The sequence below is a fragment of the Pseudomonas ulcerans genome, from assembly GCF_036324125.1.
GTDB classification, from domain to species: Bacteria; Pseudomonadota; Gammaproteobacteria; order Pseudomonadales; family Pseudomonadaceae; genus Aquipseudomonas; species Aquipseudomonas ulcerans.
Window position 1 is genome coordinate 203670 of sequence record NZ_JAZDQN010000007.1, and the last position, 16833, is coordinate 220502.

A 16833-nucleotide genomic window follows, 5' to 3' on the forward strand; every position below is an offset into this window, starting at 1 on the left:
GGAACAAGGAGTGAGCGTGGACGAGTACCAGCAGACGATCCGGACCCTGTCCGACCGCATTGTCCAGGCACAGACGCCGATTCGCGTGCTCGACGCGGTGAAGTGGGACGACAGCATCCGCCAGGGTTTCCTCAAGGCCAAGGGCAAGGAGCCGCCGGCGGTGGACCGCGCCTATTACCTGAACCGGCCGTTGTCCTTCGACTCGGCGGCGTTGAAGCTGGAGTTCCAGAACATCGAGCGTGACATCACCCGCCAGTTGGGCCAGTTCAACCCGGTCGGACAGATCATGCGGCGCATGTGCAAGGAATACCGCATGGTGGTGCGCATGCTCGAAGCGCGCGGCACCGAGGACTTCGGCCTGATTTCCCAGGAGCTGTACGGCGCGGCGTCCGACGCCTTCCACGCCGGCGACCCGACCCTGGCCGACCTTGGCCTGATGCTCTCCGACTACCTGAACAACATCGACGGCCGCGGCGACCTCAAGGACGAGCCGAAGAACCTCAACGCCAAGCAGGCCGTGGAAATCCTCCAGCAGCGCCTGAACAAGACGTTCGGCGAGGCCGAGGGCACCATCCGTGTGTTCGAGTCCGACGGTATCGTCGCCGATGCCGCTGCGGGCGCCGACTACATCAAGATTCGCGCCGACGCCATGTTCAACGGTCGCGACGTGCGCGCCCTGGAGGTCCACGAGGGGCTGGTCCACGTCGGCACCACCCTCAACGGCCTCAACCAGCCGATCTGCACCTTCCTGGCCAAGGGCCCGCCCTCGTCGACGGTGACCCAGGAAGGCCTGGCGATCCTCATGGAGGTAATCGCCTTTGCCTCCTACCCGAGCCGCCTGCGCAAGCTGACCAACCGCACCCGCGCCATCCATATGGTCGAGGAGGGCGCCGATTTCCTGCAGGTCTACGAGTTCTTCCGCGCCCAGGGCTTCGAGATGCCGGAAAGCTACTCCAACGCCAGCCGCGTGTTCCGCGGCTCGGTGCCCAATGGCATGCCGTTCACCAAAGACTTGTCCTACCTCAAGGGCTTCATCATGGTTTACAACTACATTCAGTTGGCCGTGAGAAAGGGCAAGCTCGAACAGATCCCGTTGCTGTTCTGCGGCAAGACCACCCTGGAAGACATGCGCACCCTGCGCCAGCTGGTGGACGAGGGGCTGGTGGAGCCGCCCAAGTACCTGCCGGAGCAGTTCCGCGACCTCAACGCCCTGTCGGCGTGGATGTGTTTCTCCAACTTCCTCAACCATCTGAGCCTGGACCGGATTGAAGCCGACTACTCGAACATTCTCTGAGCGCTGGCGCGGGACCCTGGTCCTGTGCCTGGTGCTGCTGGGCCTGTCCGGGTGCAGTTCGCTGTTGTTCTATCCCGAGCCCGGGCAGCCATTCACGCCTGAAAAAGCCAGCATCGCCTGGCGCGACGTGACCCTGACCGCCGCCGACGGCACCCGCCTGCATGGCTGGTGGTTGCCGGCCAAGGAGGGCGTCGAGGTGAAGGGCACCGTGCTGCACCTGCACGGCAACGGCGGCAACCTGGCCTGGCACCTCGGTGCCAGCTACTGGCTGCCGGAGCAGGGTTACCAGGTGCTGATGATCGATTACCGTGGCTACGGGCTGTCCCAGGGCAAGCCGACGCTGCCGGAGGTCTACCAGGACATCGGCGCCGCGTTCGACTGGCTGGACCGGGCACCGGCGGTGCGCGGCAAGCCCCAGGTACTGCTGGGACAGAGCCTGGGTGGCGCGATGGCGATCCATTACCTGGCGCAGCATCCCGAGCAGCAGGCGCGCTTCAAGGCAATGGTGTTCGATGGCGTGCCGGCGAGTTACCGCGACGTTGGCCGCTTTGCCTTGAGCACGTCATGGCTGACCTGGCCATTGCAGGTGCCGCTGTCGTGGCTGGTGCCGGATGGCGACAGCGCGATCCGCTCGATCGCGCAGCTCAGGACCACGCCGAAACTGATCTTCCATAGCATCGACGATGCCCTGGTGCCCATGGACAACGGCATCCGCCTGTACCAGGCCGCGCCACCGCCGCGGGTGCTGCAACTGGTACGGGGTGGGCACGTGCAGACCTTCGGCGACCCGACCTGGCGCCAGGTCATGCTGCGTTTCCTCGAAGATCCCAAGCATTTCAACGGCCTGCGCCGGCTGGCCGAAGTTCCCAATTACCCTGACGAGAAGTCGCAATGAGTGAAGAACGCAACGCCATTCCCCTGATCATCACCGGAGTCTGCAGCATCGTCGGCACGGTCTGCGCCCTGTGGTACTACGGCTATCTGCATTTCGCCAAACCGGAGGATGCGCTGCTGCTCTCGGAATTCACCATGCTCAAGACTGTCCCGGGCGAGGACTACAAGCTCTCCATCAACCCCGCGCCGCAGATGGCCCAGTGCATCGATGGCGTGCTGGTGCTGTTCGACATGCAGCAGAAAGGACTGACCGGCGTGCTGGTGGACAACAAGAAGCAGGCGGTGCGCTGTATGGGGCAGGAGACGCCGCAGGAGGTCAAATGACCTTGTGTTGAGTTTTCCGTCAATCTCAGTGGGTAACCCGGGAGATGGCCGTTTCATAAACCTGGTTCTTCTCCCGTTTGCCCACCGCAATCACCAGTACCACCAAGTGCCTGTCGATGACCTGGTACACCAGCCGGTGGCCAGAGCTGCGCAGCTTGATCTTGTAGCAGTCTGGCATCCCTGAAAGCTTGTCGGATTCAACCCGCGGCCCTGCAAGCCTGGATTTCAGCTTTTTGGCCAGTTGCAGGCGGATCGCCGCATCCAGCCTGTCGAACTCCTTCCTCGCTCTCAGATTGAATTCCAGTACGTATTCATTTGCCGCTTCCTTCGGCATCTGCGATGAGCTCATCGATGTCTACCCTGACGGTGGGCTCGCCACGCCGCTGGCGTACCAGCTCCGCCAGTTGGGCATCATCGATCAGGTCCATCATCGCTTCGTAGCGGTCCGGTGGGACCGCGTAGAAAGCAGGTGCGTTCCTGTTGAGGATGACCACGGTTTCGCCTTTGCCTTCGCGCAAGGTGCCCATTGGATCTTTCTTGAGGTCGGTGACCGATGCGGCTATATCGGCCAGCACCGCAAATGTCATTGCCATGGCAACACTTCCTGTCGAGTTCTGCTGTCAGGGGAAGGCCTTATGATCGGTAGTCTCCATCCGGATCAAAGCCGATGAAACAGGATGGAGATGTTAGCTCTTTGAAAGGTGTCTTTAAAGGTGCTTTTAAAGCGGCCTTTCTTGAGGTTTCTCAAAAAAAATCCCGCCAACTGGCGGGATTTTTCGTCACAGCCTGAACGTTATTGCACGCTGCTCATGCTGCGAGGCGCCACCGGCTGGTTGTCGTTGGAAATGGTCACTTCCACCCGACGGTTCTGCGCGCGGCCCGAGTTGCTGGTGTTGTCCGCCACCGGATATTCCTTGCCATAGCCCTGGGCGACGATACGGGCCGGGTCGACGCCGGCACGCACCAGCGCCATGCGCACCGAGTTGGCGCGACGTTCGGACAGGCTCTGGTTGTAATTGGCGCTGCCGACGCTGTCGGTGTAGCCCTCGACGATCACCTTGCGGTCAGGGTTTTCCTGGAGGAACTGCGCCAGCTTGGTGATGTTCGGGTAGGCGCTGCCCTTGAGCTCGGCCTTGTTGAAGTCGAACAGCACGTCACCGAAGGTCACCAGGGTGCCGCGGTCGGTCTGCTTGGCGTTGAGGCTTTCCTGCAGCTTCTTGATCTGCGCGTCGCGGGCGTCGAGGCGGGCCTGGGCGCGCTGGGCGGCGGCGTTCTTCAGGTTGGCTTCGGCCGTGCGCAGGGCGATGGTCTGCTTGGCCACCTCGACGCGCTGGTTGGTCAGGTAGGCCAGTTGGTCGACCTTCTTCGCGTCTTCCTTGTCCATGTAGGCCTTGTCGGCCTTGTTCAGCCAGTCCTGGGCGTCCTTGGTCTCGAGGGCCGCGACCTTGCTCGACTGCGGGTCGCTTTGCAGCGCGGAGAAGTTGGTCCGGGCCGACTCCAGGTTCGGGTTCGGCTGCGTGGCGCAGGCCACCAGGCCCATGCTCATGGCCAGGAGGGCGGGGATCATCACGTGATTACGCATAATGTTCATCCTTTGATCGATTACGAATGCTCGGGGCGGCGGCGCTTACGGCTGCGGCTGCATCGGGTCGGCGGCGCGCATGCCTTCCTCGCGCACGTCCTCGACACCCTGGCGGGCATCCTGCAGGGCTTTCTGGGCTTTCATGGCCTGGGCCTTGCGTTCGGCGACGCGGGCATCCCACTCAGCCTGTTCGGCGAGGAGCTTCGCTTCGTCGTACTTCTTGTCGTGCATGGCGATTTCGGCCTGCTTGAACTTGTCCTGCGCGGCTTTCATTTCCACGGCGGCATATTCGGTGCCGCCGGCGCTGACGGCCGAGTTCACCGCCGACTGGGTCACGGCGTACTGCTCGGTAGGCGGCTTGCCAGCGCAACCGGCCAGAACCAGGCTGCTGCCCAGGGCCAGGGCGGCGAGTTTGATCCCGCGCAGTTGGAACGGGGATTTCTCGATGCGGGTCTTCATGGTGGTCAACTCCATTGGATCACTCCTGATGAACGACGAGGTCCGTAACAGTCCATCGACACGCCTCACCGGATCAGGGCCCGGGAGGTGATTTTGCCGTAGTGGCTAATGGCTCGGAGTCAGGCGTTTTCGCAAAAGTTCAGAAAAAGTGCCGCTTGATGGCGACTTTTTCTGACTGAATGGTCAGTGGAGAAAGGCGGGAACTTTTGTTGTGAAACGAGGGTAGGGGGCCGGCTTGCGACCCCCTTGGACTCAGTGCTTCGAGCCGTCCGCAGCCTGGCTCAGGGCCTGCAGGTGGCGACGGGAAAGGGCGAGAAAACGCGGGGTAGGGCCGACATCCTCGGAAAGCGGGGCTACAAAGGAAAATTTTGCGGTCGAGGTAAGCCAGCACAGCCCAGCTTAGACCAAGTCTGTGGAGGGCAGTGGTCTCATCAGGGTGGCAAGCTCAGCACCGTTTCGTGGTGTGCCTGAGCGTTCGATGTTAAAACGCCTGTATAGGATTCCCCTGAATGATGGCGAGCTATGAGCGATGGCACCAAGGAAGAGCAAGGAGGCAGAGGTCGTGGGAGAAGGGCCGAGCGTTGGCACCCGTGATGACTTTTCTGAAACCACCAAAATCGAGCTACTGATAAGAGCTGCAAACCTGTGTTCGCGTTGCCGTGTCTTCACGGTCGGCTCAACTCATGCTGGTGACAGGAAAAACAGCATTGGAGTCGCTGCACATATTTGTGCCGCTGCCTCTGGACCGGGGGCTAAACGGTATGACCCAAACCAAACCAAAGCCGAAAGAAAACACCTCGATAACGGCATTTGGATGTGTTATTCGTGCTCCAAGCTGATCGATAACGAAGAAACCTTCCATACGGCTGATCGTTTAAGAGAAATGAAGGCCGCTCATCAAGCCTACGTTTCGTCTTTGGTTGGCGTAATTCCGATGGCACCGTTTGAGGCTGAAAACAAAATTCGTGCTGGTATTATCGAAGCTACTACATTTTTGATTTGTAAAGCTGGTAGTCCAGCTAGGTTTGACGTTTCAGCCGTTGTTGAAGGTTATGAGGATTCCATAAATAGTCTTGATCCAAATTTTAGAGTGGAGGTTACTGCTACGAGTGATGCGGTGGTGCATCAGTTGATTCCCATAGTAAGTCCCGCTCCAGAAATTCAGATGGTTTTCAATGATGATGCAGTTGAAGCCGCTGATTTGGCATGGCAACACATGACAGAAGTGGGCGACTCCATCCACATACCCACCAAAAATTTTAAATTTGTCGGGTCTAAGCTTTTTGAGCATCTTAGTGAAGTGAGTGATGGGGGGACGTTGACACTGACCCCCCTTAAAAGACGACTTGAGACGACCATCTATTTTAAAGGTGATGGGCAGGAGTTCGAGTTTGCCTCTACTGAGTCTCTGATGGGAAGAGGCTCCAAGCAATTCGATATCGAAGGCTCTGCGTTAGGTGGTTTTTTCACATATCGCTACTTCATTCGTAGTGAGTCCACGATAGATGCAAGCTTTACGTTTGATGTTGCTGGATGGTTGGGGCAGTCGCTTGATAACTTGAGTCATTATTATCGTATTAAGCGGGCCTATGATTTCTTATTGAAGTATCCAGATTTAAGTGTGGTAATCGAGATTGTCTTGAACGGAAAGCCTTTGCGGCTTTGGGAGGGAGCTGAAACAGACTATTCATCATTATTTTCCCGATTGAAAGAAATTGTGGAGATAGCTGAGTTTTCCCGAACGATAGCGTCAAAGCTCTCGCAACAGGTGGTTTTGAAACGCTTGGAGTTGACAAGGCAAGATGAAAGATTTGTTGAGCTATACGGCAATCTGTACAAAGGTGAGGTTGTACGGAAGCTTGATTATGGCGAAAAGATATTCACTGCTCGTATAGCTGATGCACAGCGTGAGAGTATTAAGGTGTTCTGCTCAGAAGAAGAGTCAGAAGTCAAAATTCAGAAAGCTCCCATAATAGATTTCTTTGGCAACTTAATTAGAATGCCAACGATGACTAAAACGGTTTCATGTTTTGACATGGTTTTTTTCTCCAGCATCCGTCAAGATGATAGGGGGAGTCTATGGTGCATCGGATTAGCAAATCATTCTAGTGAATCGATAATTTCAATTACTCCCGATGAAATTCCCCTGCTTTGCGATGATGAGAATTTTGCACATGGATGAGGTTACGCTGATGGATCGAAGTCGCGTCCTTCATGAAGCACTTGAACAGTGTGGGCGGGAGAATCCAGAGGAAGTCATCCAACGTGTGAAACGTCTCGACCTAGGGCTACCAGCCGAGGATGAATTCGCCGTCATCTGTAGCTGGCTCGGGAAGTGCTCGCTGGTCCATAAACTGGATCAGCAGCAAATTCCGAAATCTTCCCGAGAAACCTATCAGGTTCCCGATTTACTGGCAGTTTTCAACACTGCAAATAACCAGTATAGGGTTCTCGTTGAAGTCAAAACTAAGCAAGAAAAAATCCTCACTCTCAGAGCGAAAGACAGGGAAAAATTGCTCAAGTATGGTGAAATGCTTGGGCTGCCTGTCTTGTTTGCGTGGAAGTATCACGGCCTTTGGATGTTGTTTGACATTTCGTTGTTCGAGCGATTTAACAAAAATTATCGAATCGACTTATTTACTGCTATATCTAATAGCTTGATGAGTCTCCTAGCGGGTGACATGAATTATCAGCTAGGGGAGGGTGTAGGTCTTTATCTAAAATTTAAAAAAGACGAAATACATGGCAGTGATGAAAGCGTAGAGACTTGGAAAGCAAAAATTGAAGACGTTTATCTTCGTGATTTCAATGGTGAAAAACAATACAGATTTTCGCCCAAAACCCTTTCGATTCTGAACACTTGCGAGATTGAAGAAAATACAGAAGTAGATGAGGAGTACATCAGTCAAAGTTTCGTCGTTCGTCCAGACACAGGGAATATGGCACATAGAGCCATGGAAAAACTACTGAAGATGGCTGATGCTGACACAAACATTCATTGGCGGTCTCTGCTGGTTGATGAGTCACCTCTTCACTCTATAGCTGATTTTCAAAGTGCCTTAGATGAAGCTTTGAAGCAGAAATTTGTAAAATATATTCTTATCCAACATCCTCGGCAATATCCAGCTTTCATAAGGGATGATGATAAAGCTCAAGGGGTTGATTGATGTCTGTTATCCAAGTTGAAAAAGCATTACATGATTTCGCCGTTAGGAAAACGGGTTCTGCAATTGTCTTGAAAGGGGAGTGGGGGACTGGTAAGACTTATCTTTGGAACTCCATAATCAAGAAATATAGCTCAAATTTTGGTCGTGGTAATTACTCATATGTGTCATTGTTCGGTATTAACTCACTGGCCGACTTGAAGCGTTCGATTTTTGAGAATACGGTGCCATCTGCTAAGGCGAATACTGTCACCAGTAAAGATTCTGTCATCGAAAATTTAAAGAAGTTAGATTTTAGCGATGCACTAGGCGGGCTGAGAAAAATATTTAGCTTTGGGAAGGAAGCTAAAATTCCATTTGTGGGAAGTTTTGGTGGTGTAATTGATTCAATTCAGTATTCTTTGGTATCAGATACCATCATCTGTATCGACGATTTTGAACGTCGAGGTAAATCGCTATCAGCGAGAGACGTTTTAGGTTTGGTTTCAAATCTGATCGAGTCTAAAGACTGCTCAGTTATTCTAGTCCTCAATGAGGGGTCGCTAGATAAAGACGATGAATTCTTCATCTTCAGCGAAAAAGTTTTTGATTACGAAGTAGCATTTAGTCCTTCCGTGCAAGAGTCGGTTAAACTTGTTTTCGACTGTGCAGGGGAGGATCGTAAAGAGATAGCTGAGAATGCGATAAAATTAAATATAAATAATATACGGTTGTTGAAAAAAATTGCCCTATTTGCAGACGTGCTCGATGGTGCTTTGAAAAATTCTCATTCTAGAGTAATTCAGCAGGCTCATAATACATTGCCTCTAGCAGTGCTTGCTGTGTATGGAGGGGACAAGAGTAAGGTTGATGTTGATTTTATCTTGACTTATCAAGGTAGTTTGTTTTCATATATGCCAGATGATCCTAATGCATCAGCAGATGAACTAGAAAGCAAGCGAATTGAGAAGGAAAAAAGTAGTTATCTTGATGAATACGGCTTTGGAAGGTGTGATGAGTTTGATGTTGCAATAATTAATCTGATAAAGAAAGGTTATGCAGATGAAGAAGCATTAGGGGTCCTTGTCGATGCTTTAGAAAAAAAGATAAAACATGATGCGGATATTGCTCTTCTTGGGCGAGCATGGGATTTGTTTCATTCGTCTTTCGGTAATAATGAAGAGGAGGTTTTTAGTGCATTTGAACAGGCGATTTCTAAGGCCTTGCAATATTTCACGTTAAATGATCTAGATTCGATTGCGTCTATTTATTATGATGTGGGTCGAGAGGGGGTGATTAACTCAGTGATTGATAATTACTGTTCTAATACCCTTCCTGTATCTGGGGTTCGGGAAAAAGATGAAGTTTATCCTTGGCCGCGTAATTCTTATCTGGTAATGAGGCTTGATGAATATTTTTCTAGCTTAGCAGTGAAGGGGGACTTGTCTGATCTCGTTCTCGCAGTCGTAAAGGGGGCGGGCTTCCCAGATGGGGATCTTAGAAGAGGGATAGCCCAAAAAGGGGATAATGAATTTTATGAGTATTTTGGTGGTTTGGAAGGTAAGGACTTCACACGGCATGCTAGAGCTTTACTGAAGTGTGGTGAGGTTCGTTCGCATGACAAGGATATTACGGACGATTTTAGAGGTATTTTTATGAAAACTTATGGTGCGTTGCTGAAGCTTTCAGAGCTGACACCGTTGAATCGGGTTCGGATGAGTAAGTTTAAAGAATACGAAAAACTTTACGCTCAGGTAGAGGAAGAGTCGCGTCTTGAACAGAATCAACCTGAATAGCTCCAAGCTAGGCTAGATTCAGTCTTTCAGACCCTATTCCCGGAGGGCCTTTGAAATTGCTTTCTCAGCTTCGACGTATGCAGGTGTCTTACCAGCATCTGCATAAACCTCTTCACCTTCTTCGATTCTGATGACTTGAGAGCCTTTCTCGTAGGGAATAGCTTGCTCTGCTTCCTGTACAGCGGATTGCAAAAGGCCTTCAGTGATGGTGGCCTCATCGAGTCCATACGCCTCTGCGAAAGCCTTAATTTTGACAAGATCGTGCTTTCTGAGAGTCAGGGTGTACTCCACTCGATCAGCAGCTTCTTGGGATTTGCTTTCCCACCGGTCGAGCATTTTTTTGAAGGTGTCCATGGTCTACCTCTCTATATATGCAGTGATTCCAAAGTCAGATCGACATAGCGGCTTACGGTTCGGGCTGGCCCCAGCAAACCCAAGGGGTACGTGGCCTAAGCCGGTTTTCGTATTTTTCCTATCGTGTGCTCGCTTTCCTCATACAGCGGATCGCCTTCCTCGTCGGTAGCGATCACCTGCTGTCCCTGGATGTAGGGGAAGCTGGCCTCCAGTTCTTCCAGGGCTGCGCCGAGCAGTTCGCCGAGCAGTTCTTCAGGGCTGCGCTTGGGGTACATCTCGGCCAGCGCAGCCAGGCGCGCCGTCGCTTCGACGTCAAGGTGCAGGGTGTGACCGGTGGGGCTCAGGCGGCCTTTGGCGTTCTGTTCCCAGGACTGTGCAAGTTCGCGAATCTTCATGATGTCCTCCGTAAATCCATTGGGACTGGTTAAAGCGTAGCCAGTTCGTCCGCGCCCGTGCCTTGAAAGCACCACCGGTAGTGGGGCACTCTGCAAGAAAGGCGGTTTTTCCAGGGTATGGAGAAGGTGATGACCGATATCGATGTGCGCTTGCGGGAAGATGTCCATCTGTTGGGCGAGCTGTTGGGAGACACCGTGCGCGACCAGCACGGCGACGCTTTCCTGCAGAAGATCGAGGCGATCCGCCATAGCGCCAAGGCCGATCGCAGTGGCGGCGAGGAACAGCTCAGCTCGACCCTCGCCGACCTCGCCGACGACGAGTTGCTGCCGGTCGCCCGGGCCTTCAACCAGTTCCTCAACCTGGCCAACATCGCCGAGCAGTACCAGTTGATCCGTCGCCGCGATGCCGACCAGCCGGAGCCGTTCGAGGCCCGGGTCCTGCCGGAGCTGCTGGCCCGCCTCAAGGCGGCCGGGCACAGCGACGACGCCCTGGCTCGCCAGCTGGGCAAGCTGAGCATCGAACTGGTACTGACCGCCCATCCCACCGAAGTGGCGCGGCGCACCCTGATCCAGAAATACGACGCCATCGCCGCGCAACTGGCAGTCCAGGACCACCGCGACCTGACCCCCGCCGAGCGCGAGCAGGTCCGCGAGCGCCTGCAACGGCTGATTGCCGAGGCCTGGCATACCGAGGAAATCCGTCGTACCCGGCCGACTCCGGTAGACGAGGCCAAGTGGGGCTTCGCCGTGATCGAGCATTCCCTCTGGCATGCCATTCCCAGCCATATGCGCAAGGCCGACCAGGCCCTGCATGCCGCCACCGGCCTGCGCCTGCCGCTGGAAGCGGCGCCGATCCGCTTCGCCTCGTGGATGGGCGGCGACCGTGACGGCAACCCCAATGTCACGGCCGCGGTGACCCGCGAAGTACTGCTGCTGGCGCGCTGGATGGCCGCCGACCTGTTCCTGCGCGACGTGCATTCTCTCGCCGCCGAATTGTCGATGCAGCAGGCCAGCCCCGCGTTGCGGGCCAAGGTCGGCGACTGCGCCGAGCCTTACCGCGCGGTGCTCAAGCCGCTGCGCGAACGTCTGCGCGAGACCCGCGCCTGGGCCCAGGCCGCCCTGACCAGCGCCCAGGTGCCCGGACCACAGGTGCTGCAGGACAACCGCGAGCTGTTCGAGCCGCTGCACCTGTGCTTCGAGTCCCTGCATGAATGCGGCATGGGTGTTATCGCCGACGGCCCTCTGTTGGACTGCCTGCGCCGCGCGGTGACCTTCGGCCTGTTCCTGGTCCGCCTCGATGTGCGCCAGGACTCGTCCCGGCACAGTGCCGCCCTCAGCGAAATCACCGACTACCTCGGCCTTGGCCGCTATGCGGAGTGGGACGAAGACACCCGCATCGACTTCCTCCAGCGCGAACTGCAAAGCCGTCGGCCGTTGTTGCCGGCGCACTTCAAGCCCCAGGACGACACCGCCGAGGTGCTTGCCACCTGTCGCGAGATCGCCGCAGCGCCAGCAGCCTCGCTGGGTTCCTACGTGATCTCCATGGCCGGCGCCGCTTCCGACGTGCTGGCGGTGCAACTGCTGCTCAAGGAGGCCGGTCTGTTGCGGCCGATGCGCGTGGTGCCGCTGTTCGAAACCCTCGCCGACCTGGATAACGCCGGCCCGGTGATGCAGCGCCTGCTCGGCCTGCCGGGCTATCGCGCCGGTTTGCATGGCCCGCAGGAGGTGATGATCGGCTACTCCGACTCCGCCAAGGATGCCGGCACCACCGCCGCAGCCTGGGCGCAGTACCGGGCCCAGGAAACCCTGGTGCGGATCTGCCGCGAGCAGGAAGTCGAACTTCTGCTGTTCCACGGTCGTGGTGGCACCGTCGGCCGTGGCGGCGCGCCAGCGCATGCGGCAATCCTCTCCCAACCACCGGGCTCGGTGGCCGGGCGCTTCCGTGCCACCGAACAGGGCGAGATGATCCGCTTCAAGTTCGACCTGCCGGATATCGCCGAGCAGAACCTCAACCTCTACCTGGCCGCCGTGCTCGAAGCCACCTTGCTGCCGCCACCGCCGCCGCAGCCGGCGTGGCGCGAACTGATGGACCAGCTGGCTGCCGACGGGGTCAAGACCTACCGCGGCGTGGTGCGGGAGAACCCGGACTTCGTCGAGTACTTCCGCCAGTCGACGCCCGAGCAGGAGCTCGGCCGCCTGCCGCTGGGCAGTCGCCCGGCCAAGCGCCGTGCCGGGGGGATCGAGAGCCTGCGGGCGATCCCGTGGATCTTCGGCTGGACCCAGACCCGCCTGATGCTGCCGGCCTGGCTTGGCTGGGAGGCGGCCCTCAACAATGCCCTGGCCCGTGGCCAGGGGCCGCTGCTGGCGCAGATGCGCGAGCAATGGCCGTTCTTCCGCACGCGCATCGACATGCTGGAAATGGTCCTGGCCAAGGCCGACGCGGAAATCGCCCGTTCCTACGACGAACGTCTGGTGCAACCGCAACTGCGACCTTTGGGTGAGCATCTGCGCGACCTATTGTCGCAGGCGTGCCAGGTGGTGCTGAGCCTGACCGGCCAGTCGGTGCTACTGGCGCACAGCCCGGCGACCCTGGAGTTCATCCGCCTGCGCAACACCTACCTGGACCCGCTGCACCTGCTCCAGGCCGAGCTGCTGGCCCGCTCGCGGGAACGCGAAGCCGCTCTGGACAGCCCGTTGGAGCAGGCCCTGCTGGTGACCGTGGCGGGTATCGCGGCGGGATTGCGCAACACGGGTTGAGTGTCAGATGGATAGCTTCGGGGTGTCAGATTGCGCCCCGAAGCTTGTAATAAATGTCTGTATGAGTGGTCGGTTGCGCTGGGCGCAACCTGTATGCGCCGTGGCTTCTTGTCGCAGGTTTTTCCGACTTTCGACCGCTTGTATGGTCCCGGTGCGCTGTGTATCTTGGGCAGCCTTTTGACCGATTTATGGTCATCGCCCGATTTCCTGCGATTCGCCAATCCTGCGAATCCATTGATTTGCTTATAAAAAATGAGGAGCACAAGATGCGCGTAATTCTGCTGGGAGCTCCCGGGGCCGGTAAAGGTACTCAGGCAAAGTTCATCACCGAGAAGTTCGGTATTCCGCAGATCTCCACCGGCGACATGTTGCGTGCCGCAGTCAAGGCCGGCACTCCGCTGGGCCTGGAAGCCAAGGCCGTGATGGACGCTGGCAAGCTGGTCTCCGACGACCTGATCATCAACCTGGTCAAGGACCGTATCGCCCAGCCGGACTGCGCCAACGGTTTCCTGTTCGACGGTTTCCCGCGCACCATTCCTCAAGCTGAAGCCATGGTCGCCGCCGGTGTCTCGCTGGACGCCGTGGTCGAGATCGCTGTCGACGACGAAGAGATCGTCCAGCGTATCGCCGGCCGCCGCGTGCACCTGGACTCCGGTCGCGTCTACCACGTGGTCTACAACCCGCCAAAAGTGGAAGGCAAGGACGACGTCACCGGCGAGGACCTGATCCAGCGCCCGGACGACAACGAAGAAACCGTGCGTGGCCGCCTGAAGGTCTACCACGAGCAGACCAAGCCGCTGGTGGACTTCTACCAGAAGCTGGAAGCCGCCGACGGCAAGCCGAAGGTCAGCCACATTCCTGGTGTCGGTTCGGTCGAAGCCATCACCGCCAAGGTACTGGCAGCCCTGAGCTGATCCCCGCCTCGTATCGCCAACGGCCCGCTTGCGGGCCGTTGTCGTTTATACTGCCGCTCTTTTTTCTCTCGCCTGGAACCCCCGATGACCACCTTGCTGGCCCTGGATACCGCCACTGAAGCCTGCTCCGTCGCCTTGCTGCACGATGGCAAGATCACGAGCCACTACGAGGTGATCCCGCGCCTGCATGCACAGAAGCTGCTGCCGATGATCCAGGCCCTGCTGGCCGATGCCGGCGTTGCCCTGAAGGATGTCGATGCCATCGCCTTCGGTCGCGGCCCGGGGGCCTTCACCGGGGTGCGCATCGCCATTGGCGTGGTTCAGGGCCTGGCCTTCGCTTTGGAGCGTCCGGTGTTGCCGGTGTCCAACCTGGCGGTGCTGGCCCAGCGCGCCTTGCGCGAGCATGGCGCCCACCGCGTAGCCGCTGCCATCGATGCGCGAATGGACGAAGTCTATTGGGGCTGCTATGAGGAAGTAGAAGGGGAGATGCGTTTGCAGGGGGCAGAGGCCGTATTGCCGCCCGAGCAGGTTGCGCTTCCCGCAGGTGCCGGCGGTCCATGGTTTGGTGCCGGTACCGGCTGGGGTTACGCAGAGCGCCTGGCGGCCAAGGTGGATGGCCAGGACGCCAGCATGCTGCCTCACGCGCTGGACCTGCTGACCCTGGCGACATTCGCCTGGCATCGTGGTGAAAGGGTGCCGGCGGAGCAGGCCCAGCCTGTCTACCTGCGCGACAAAGTGGCGACGCCGAAGAAGAGCGGATGACCTCCGGTCGGTTATCGCCGTTTGCCGTAAACCAAATTGTGTATATGTGGTCCAGTTATCAGTAGCGCATTTGCAAGGGAACTCAGGTGCCGCTAAATTGCCATCATCGGCCCTGAGTACATCTGCATGCGTATCGACGGCTTTTCCTCATCGAGTTACCCGCTCAAGCGCCCTCAGCGCAAGGGACCGGTGCGCGTGGAAGAGTCGGATGACGACATCGTCGCCGAAGTCGAGGCGCAGCCTGCGGGCAACCCGGGCAACGCCCAGCGCAGTACGCCCAACCTGCCGGCCCGGCCGCAGGACATGATCTTTCCCCGCGCACGCGACCGCCGCACCGCCGGTGCCCTGGCCAGCTACCTGACCACGGCCGGCTTCGTCGATTGGGAGATGGAAGTACTGGGGCTGGATCTGTACATTTGAGCCAATGAGCTCACTATCCCTGCCTTATTTCCTCGGTTGTCCCTCCTGGAGCGAAAACGCCTGGCGCGATTACCTGTATCCCGCCGCCGCGAAGAGCACCGATTTCCTTGGTCTGTACTGCCAGGTCTTCAATGCCGTCGAAGGCAATACCACCTTCTATGCGCGGCCCGCACCGGCCACGGTCGAGCGTTGGGCGCAGATCATGCCCACGCATTTCCGCTTTACCGCCAAGTTTCCCGGCGATATCAGTCATAGCGGCGATCTGCGCGCGCAGCTGGATGCCGCGCGCAGCTTCGTGCAACTGCTCAAGCCCCTTGGCGGTCGGGTCGCGCCGTACTGGTTGCAACTGCCGGCGAGCTTCGGTCCGGCGCGCCTGGGCGAGTTGCTGCACTTCGTCGACGAGATCGGCGTGTCGGTGGCGGTCGAGGTGCGCAACGATGCCTTCTTCGCCAAGGGCGAGGAGGAGCGCCAGCTCAACCGCCTGCTGCATGAGCGTGGCATCGAACGCATCTGCCTTGACCCGCGGGCACTGTTCAGTTGCACTTCTCGCGAGGCCAGCGTGCTGCACGCTCAATCCAAGAAGCCGCGGGTGCCACCGCGGCCCACGGCGTTCAGCCAGCACCCGCAGGTGCGCTTCATCGGGCATCCCAAGCTTGAGGCCAACGAATCTTTCCTCCTGCCGTGGCTGGACAAGGTCGCCGCGTGGATCGAGGAAGGCCGTAGCCCCTATGTCTTCCTGCATACCGCCGACAACCGCCTGGCTGCGGCCCTGGCCCAGCGTTTCCATCATGGCCTGATGGAGCGCCTGCCGGGGTTGCCGAACCTGCATGAACCCGAGCGGGGACCGCAGGTCGAACAACTTGGCCTGCTCTGATTTCCCGCCGTCTGCCCTGGGAGTACCACCATGGATGTGCAAACCCTGCGTGCCGAAGCCTTCAAGGCGCTGCATGAGCGCCCCGGAACCTTCGTGATTCCCAACCCCTGGGATGCCGGTTCGGCGAAGATGCTCGCCAGCCTTGGCTTCGAGGCGCTGGCCACCAGCAGCGCCGGCCTGGCGTTTTCCCTTGGCCGGCCGGATGCTGAAGGGGCGATCAGTCGCGACGAGACCCTGGCCAATGCCGGGGCCATTGTCGATGCCACGGCATTGCCCGTGGCCGCCGACCTTGAGAACGGCTTCAGCGACGACCCCGCCGGGTGCCACGAAACCATCCTGCAGGCGGCGCGGATCGGCCTGGTCGGCGGTTCCATCGAGGACGCCACGGGGCGCAGTGACGAGCCGATCTACAACTTCCATCGCGCAGTGGAGCGGGTCGAGGCCGCCGTGGCCGCCGCCCGCAGCCTGGACTTCCCCTTCATGCTCTGCGCCCGTGCGGAAAACCTGCTGCACGGGCGCAACGACCTCGACGACACCATCGCCCGCCTGCAGGCCTTCGCCGAAGCGGGTGCCGATGTGCTCTACGCGCCCGGCCTTCGCACTGCAGAAGATATCCAGCGGGTGGTCAGGGCAGTGGCGCCGAAGCCGGTCAACGTGTTGATGGGGCTGGCCGGAGTCAACCTGGGCTTCGACGATCTTCAGGCCCTGGGCGTGAAGCGCATCAGCGTTGGCTCGTCCCTGGCCCGGGTCGCCTATGGCGCGTTCTTCGAGGCGGCGACGCGGATTCGCGGGGAAGGGCGCTTCGACCACGGTGACAAGGCGCTGTCCTTCGACCAGCTCAATAGCCTGTTCAGGCGCTGAACCG

Annotated in this window: 19 protein-coding genes and 1 pseudogene; 13 read left to right on the forward strand and 7 right to left on the reverse strand. The window is 58.0% G+C overall.

Annotation, left to right across the window (positions count from 1 at the left end):
• Nucleotides 1-16 precede the first annotated feature (16 nt).
• From V0R59_RS09295 to V0R59_RS09305, 3 genes are read left to right on the forward strand one after another with little or no spacing between them, the layout of a single operon-like run.
• The gene (locus tag V0R59_RS09295) at nt 17-1294 is read left to right on the forward strand and encodes a flavohemoglobin expression-modulating QEGLA motif protein (protein ID WP_330076966.1); all 1278 of its coding nucleotides are present in this window, start codon (nt 17-19) and stop codon (nt 1292-1294) included.
• Nucleotides 1266-2189, forward strand: a complete 924-nt coding sequence (locus tag V0R59_RS09300; protein WP_330076965.1) for an alpha/beta hydrolase — start codon at nt 1266-1268, stop codon at nt 2187-2189. Before V0R59_RS09295 ends, V0R59_RS09300 begins: the two co-directional genes overlap by 29 nt.
• Complete coding sequence (locus V0R59_RS09305) at nt 2186-2512, forward strand: hypothetical protein (protein ID WP_330076964.1); 327 nt, start codon at nt 2186-2188, stop codon at nt 2510-2512. The genes V0R59_RS09300 and V0R59_RS09305 overlap by 4 nt, the downstream gene beginning before the upstream one ends.
• Nucleotides 2513-2537: 25 nt before the next feature.
• On the opposite strand, the gene V0R59_RS09310 is transcribed toward V0R59_RS09305, so the two are convergent.
• Both V0R59_RS09310 and V0R59_RS09315 read right to left on the reverse strand, forming a co-directional pair.
• Entirely contained in the window at nt 2538-2861 is a 324-nt protein-coding gene (locus V0R59_RS09310) for a type II toxin-antitoxin system RelE family toxin (protein WP_330076963.1), read from the reverse strand.
• Complete coding sequence (locus V0R59_RS09315) at nt 2824-3099, reverse strand: type II toxin-antitoxin system Phd/YefM family antitoxin (protein WP_330077008.1); 276 nt, start codon at nt 3097-3099, stop codon at nt 2824-2826. Before V0R59_RS09315 ends, V0R59_RS09310 begins: the two co-directional genes overlap by 38 nt.
• An 80-nt stretch (nt 3100-3179) precedes the next feature.
• On the opposite strand from V0R59_RS09315, the gene V0R59_RS09320 reads away from it, so the two are divergent.
• Entirely contained in the window at nt 3180-3302 is a 123-nt protein-coding gene (locus V0R59_RS09320) for a hypothetical protein (RefSeq protein WP_330076962.1), read from the forward strand.
• A 3-nt stretch (nt 3303-3305) separates the two neighbouring features.
• Here V0R59_RS09320 and V0R59_RS09325 read toward each other — a convergent pair whose 3' ends face one another.
• The 3 genes and pseudogenes from V0R59_RS09325 to V0R59_RS09335 all read right to left on the reverse strand — a co-directional run.
• Complete coding sequence (locus V0R59_RS09325) at nt 3306-4094, reverse strand: OmpA family protein (protein WP_330076961.1); 789 nt, start codon at nt 4092-4094, stop codon at nt 3306-3308.
• Between the two features lie 45 nt (nt 4095-4139).
• Complete coding sequence (locus V0R59_RS09330; RefSeq protein ID WP_330076960.1) at nt 4140-4568, reverse strand: DUF4398 domain-containing protein; 429 nt, start codon at nt 4566-4568, stop codon at nt 4140-4142.
• 237 nt (nt 4569-4805) lie between these two features.
• A pseudogene (locus tag V0R59_RS09335) lies at nt 4806-4904 on the reverse strand (pilin assembly protein); the annotation flags it as partial.
• Between the two features lie 211 nt (nt 4905-5115).
• On the opposite strand from V0R59_RS09335, the gene V0R59_RS09340 reads away from it, so the two are divergent.
• The 3 genes from V0R59_RS09340 to V0R59_RS09350 are packed head-to-tail and all read left to right on the forward strand — an operon-like array spanning nt 5116 to nt 9492.
• Nucleotides 5116-6735, forward strand: coding sequence for a hypothetical protein (locus V0R59_RS09340; RefSeq protein WP_330076959.1), 1620 nt, complete (start codon nt 5116-5118; stop codon nt 6733-6735).
• Nucleotides 6728-7720 (forward strand): hypothetical protein, encoded by a 993-nt coding sequence (locus V0R59_RS09345; protein ID WP_330076958.1) that lies wholly within the window; start codon nt 6728-6730, stop codon nt 7718-7720. Before V0R59_RS09340 ends, V0R59_RS09345 begins: the two co-directional genes overlap by 8 nt.
• Nucleotides 7720-9492, forward strand: a complete 1773-nt coding sequence (locus V0R59_RS09350) for a P-loop NTPase fold protein (protein WP_330076957.1) — start codon at nt 7720-7722, stop codon at nt 9490-9492. The genes V0R59_RS09345 and V0R59_RS09350 overlap by 1 nt, the downstream gene beginning before the upstream one ends.
• A 33-nt stretch (nt 9493-9525) precedes the next feature.
• Here the strand turns inward: V0R59_RS09350 and V0R59_RS09355 are convergent, their stop codons facing one another.
• Both V0R59_RS09355 and V0R59_RS09360 read right to left on the reverse strand, forming a co-directional pair.
• Nucleotides 9526-9846: a hypothetical protein gene (locus V0R59_RS09355; RefSeq protein WP_330076956.1), complete on the reverse strand. Its 321-nt coding sequence runs from the start codon at nt 9844-9846 to the stop codon at nt 9526-9528.
• A 95-nt stretch (nt 9847-9941) separates the two neighbouring features.
• Nucleotides 9942-10241: a hypothetical protein gene (locus tag V0R59_RS09360; protein WP_330076955.1), complete on the reverse strand. Its 300-nt coding sequence runs from the start codon at nt 10239-10241 to the stop codon at nt 9942-9944.
• A 129-nt stretch (nt 10242-10370) separates the two neighbouring features.
• On the opposite strand from V0R59_RS09360, the gene ppc reads away from it, so the two are divergent.
• The 6 genes from ppc to V0R59_RS09390 all read left to right on the forward strand — a co-directional run bounded on the left by ppc (nt 10371) and on the right by V0R59_RS09390 (nt 16829).
• Nucleotides 10371-12998, forward strand: a complete 2628-nt coding sequence (gene ppc, locus V0R59_RS09365; protein WP_330076954.1) for a phosphoenolpyruvate carboxylase — start codon at nt 10371-10373, stop codon at nt 12996-12998.
• A gap of 266 nt (nt 12999-13264) precedes the next feature.
• Nucleotides 13265-13912, forward strand: a complete 648-nt coding sequence (gene adk, locus V0R59_RS09370; RefSeq protein ID WP_330076953.1) for an adenylate kinase — start codon at nt 13265-13267, stop codon at nt 13910-13912.
• An 84-nt stretch (nt 13913-13996) separates the two neighbouring features.
• On the forward strand, nt 13997-14674 hold the full coding sequence (gene tsaB, locus V0R59_RS09375; protein WP_330076952.1) for a tRNA (adenosine(37)-N6)-threonylcarbamoyltransferase complex dimerization subunit type 1 TsaB: 678 nt from the start codon (nt 13997-13999) through the stop codon (nt 14672-14674).
• A gap of 126 nt (nt 14675-14800) precedes the next feature.
• Nucleotides 14801-15094 (forward strand): hypothetical protein, encoded by a 294-nt coding sequence (locus tag V0R59_RS09380; protein WP_330076951.1) that lies wholly within the window; start codon nt 14801-14803, stop codon nt 15092-15094.
• 4 nt (nt 15095-15098) lie between these two features.
• A complete protein-coding gene (locus V0R59_RS09385; RefSeq protein WP_330076950.1) occupies nt 15099-15968 on the forward strand; it encodes a DUF72 domain-containing protein in 870 nt (289 codons plus the stop codon).
• A 30-nt stretch (nt 15969-15998) separates the two neighbouring features.
• A complete protein-coding gene (locus V0R59_RS09390) occupies nt 15999-16829 on the forward strand; it encodes an isocitrate lyase/PEP mutase family protein (protein WP_330076949.1) in 831 nt (276 codons plus the stop codon).
• Nucleotides 16830-16833 lie beyond the last annotated feature (4 nt).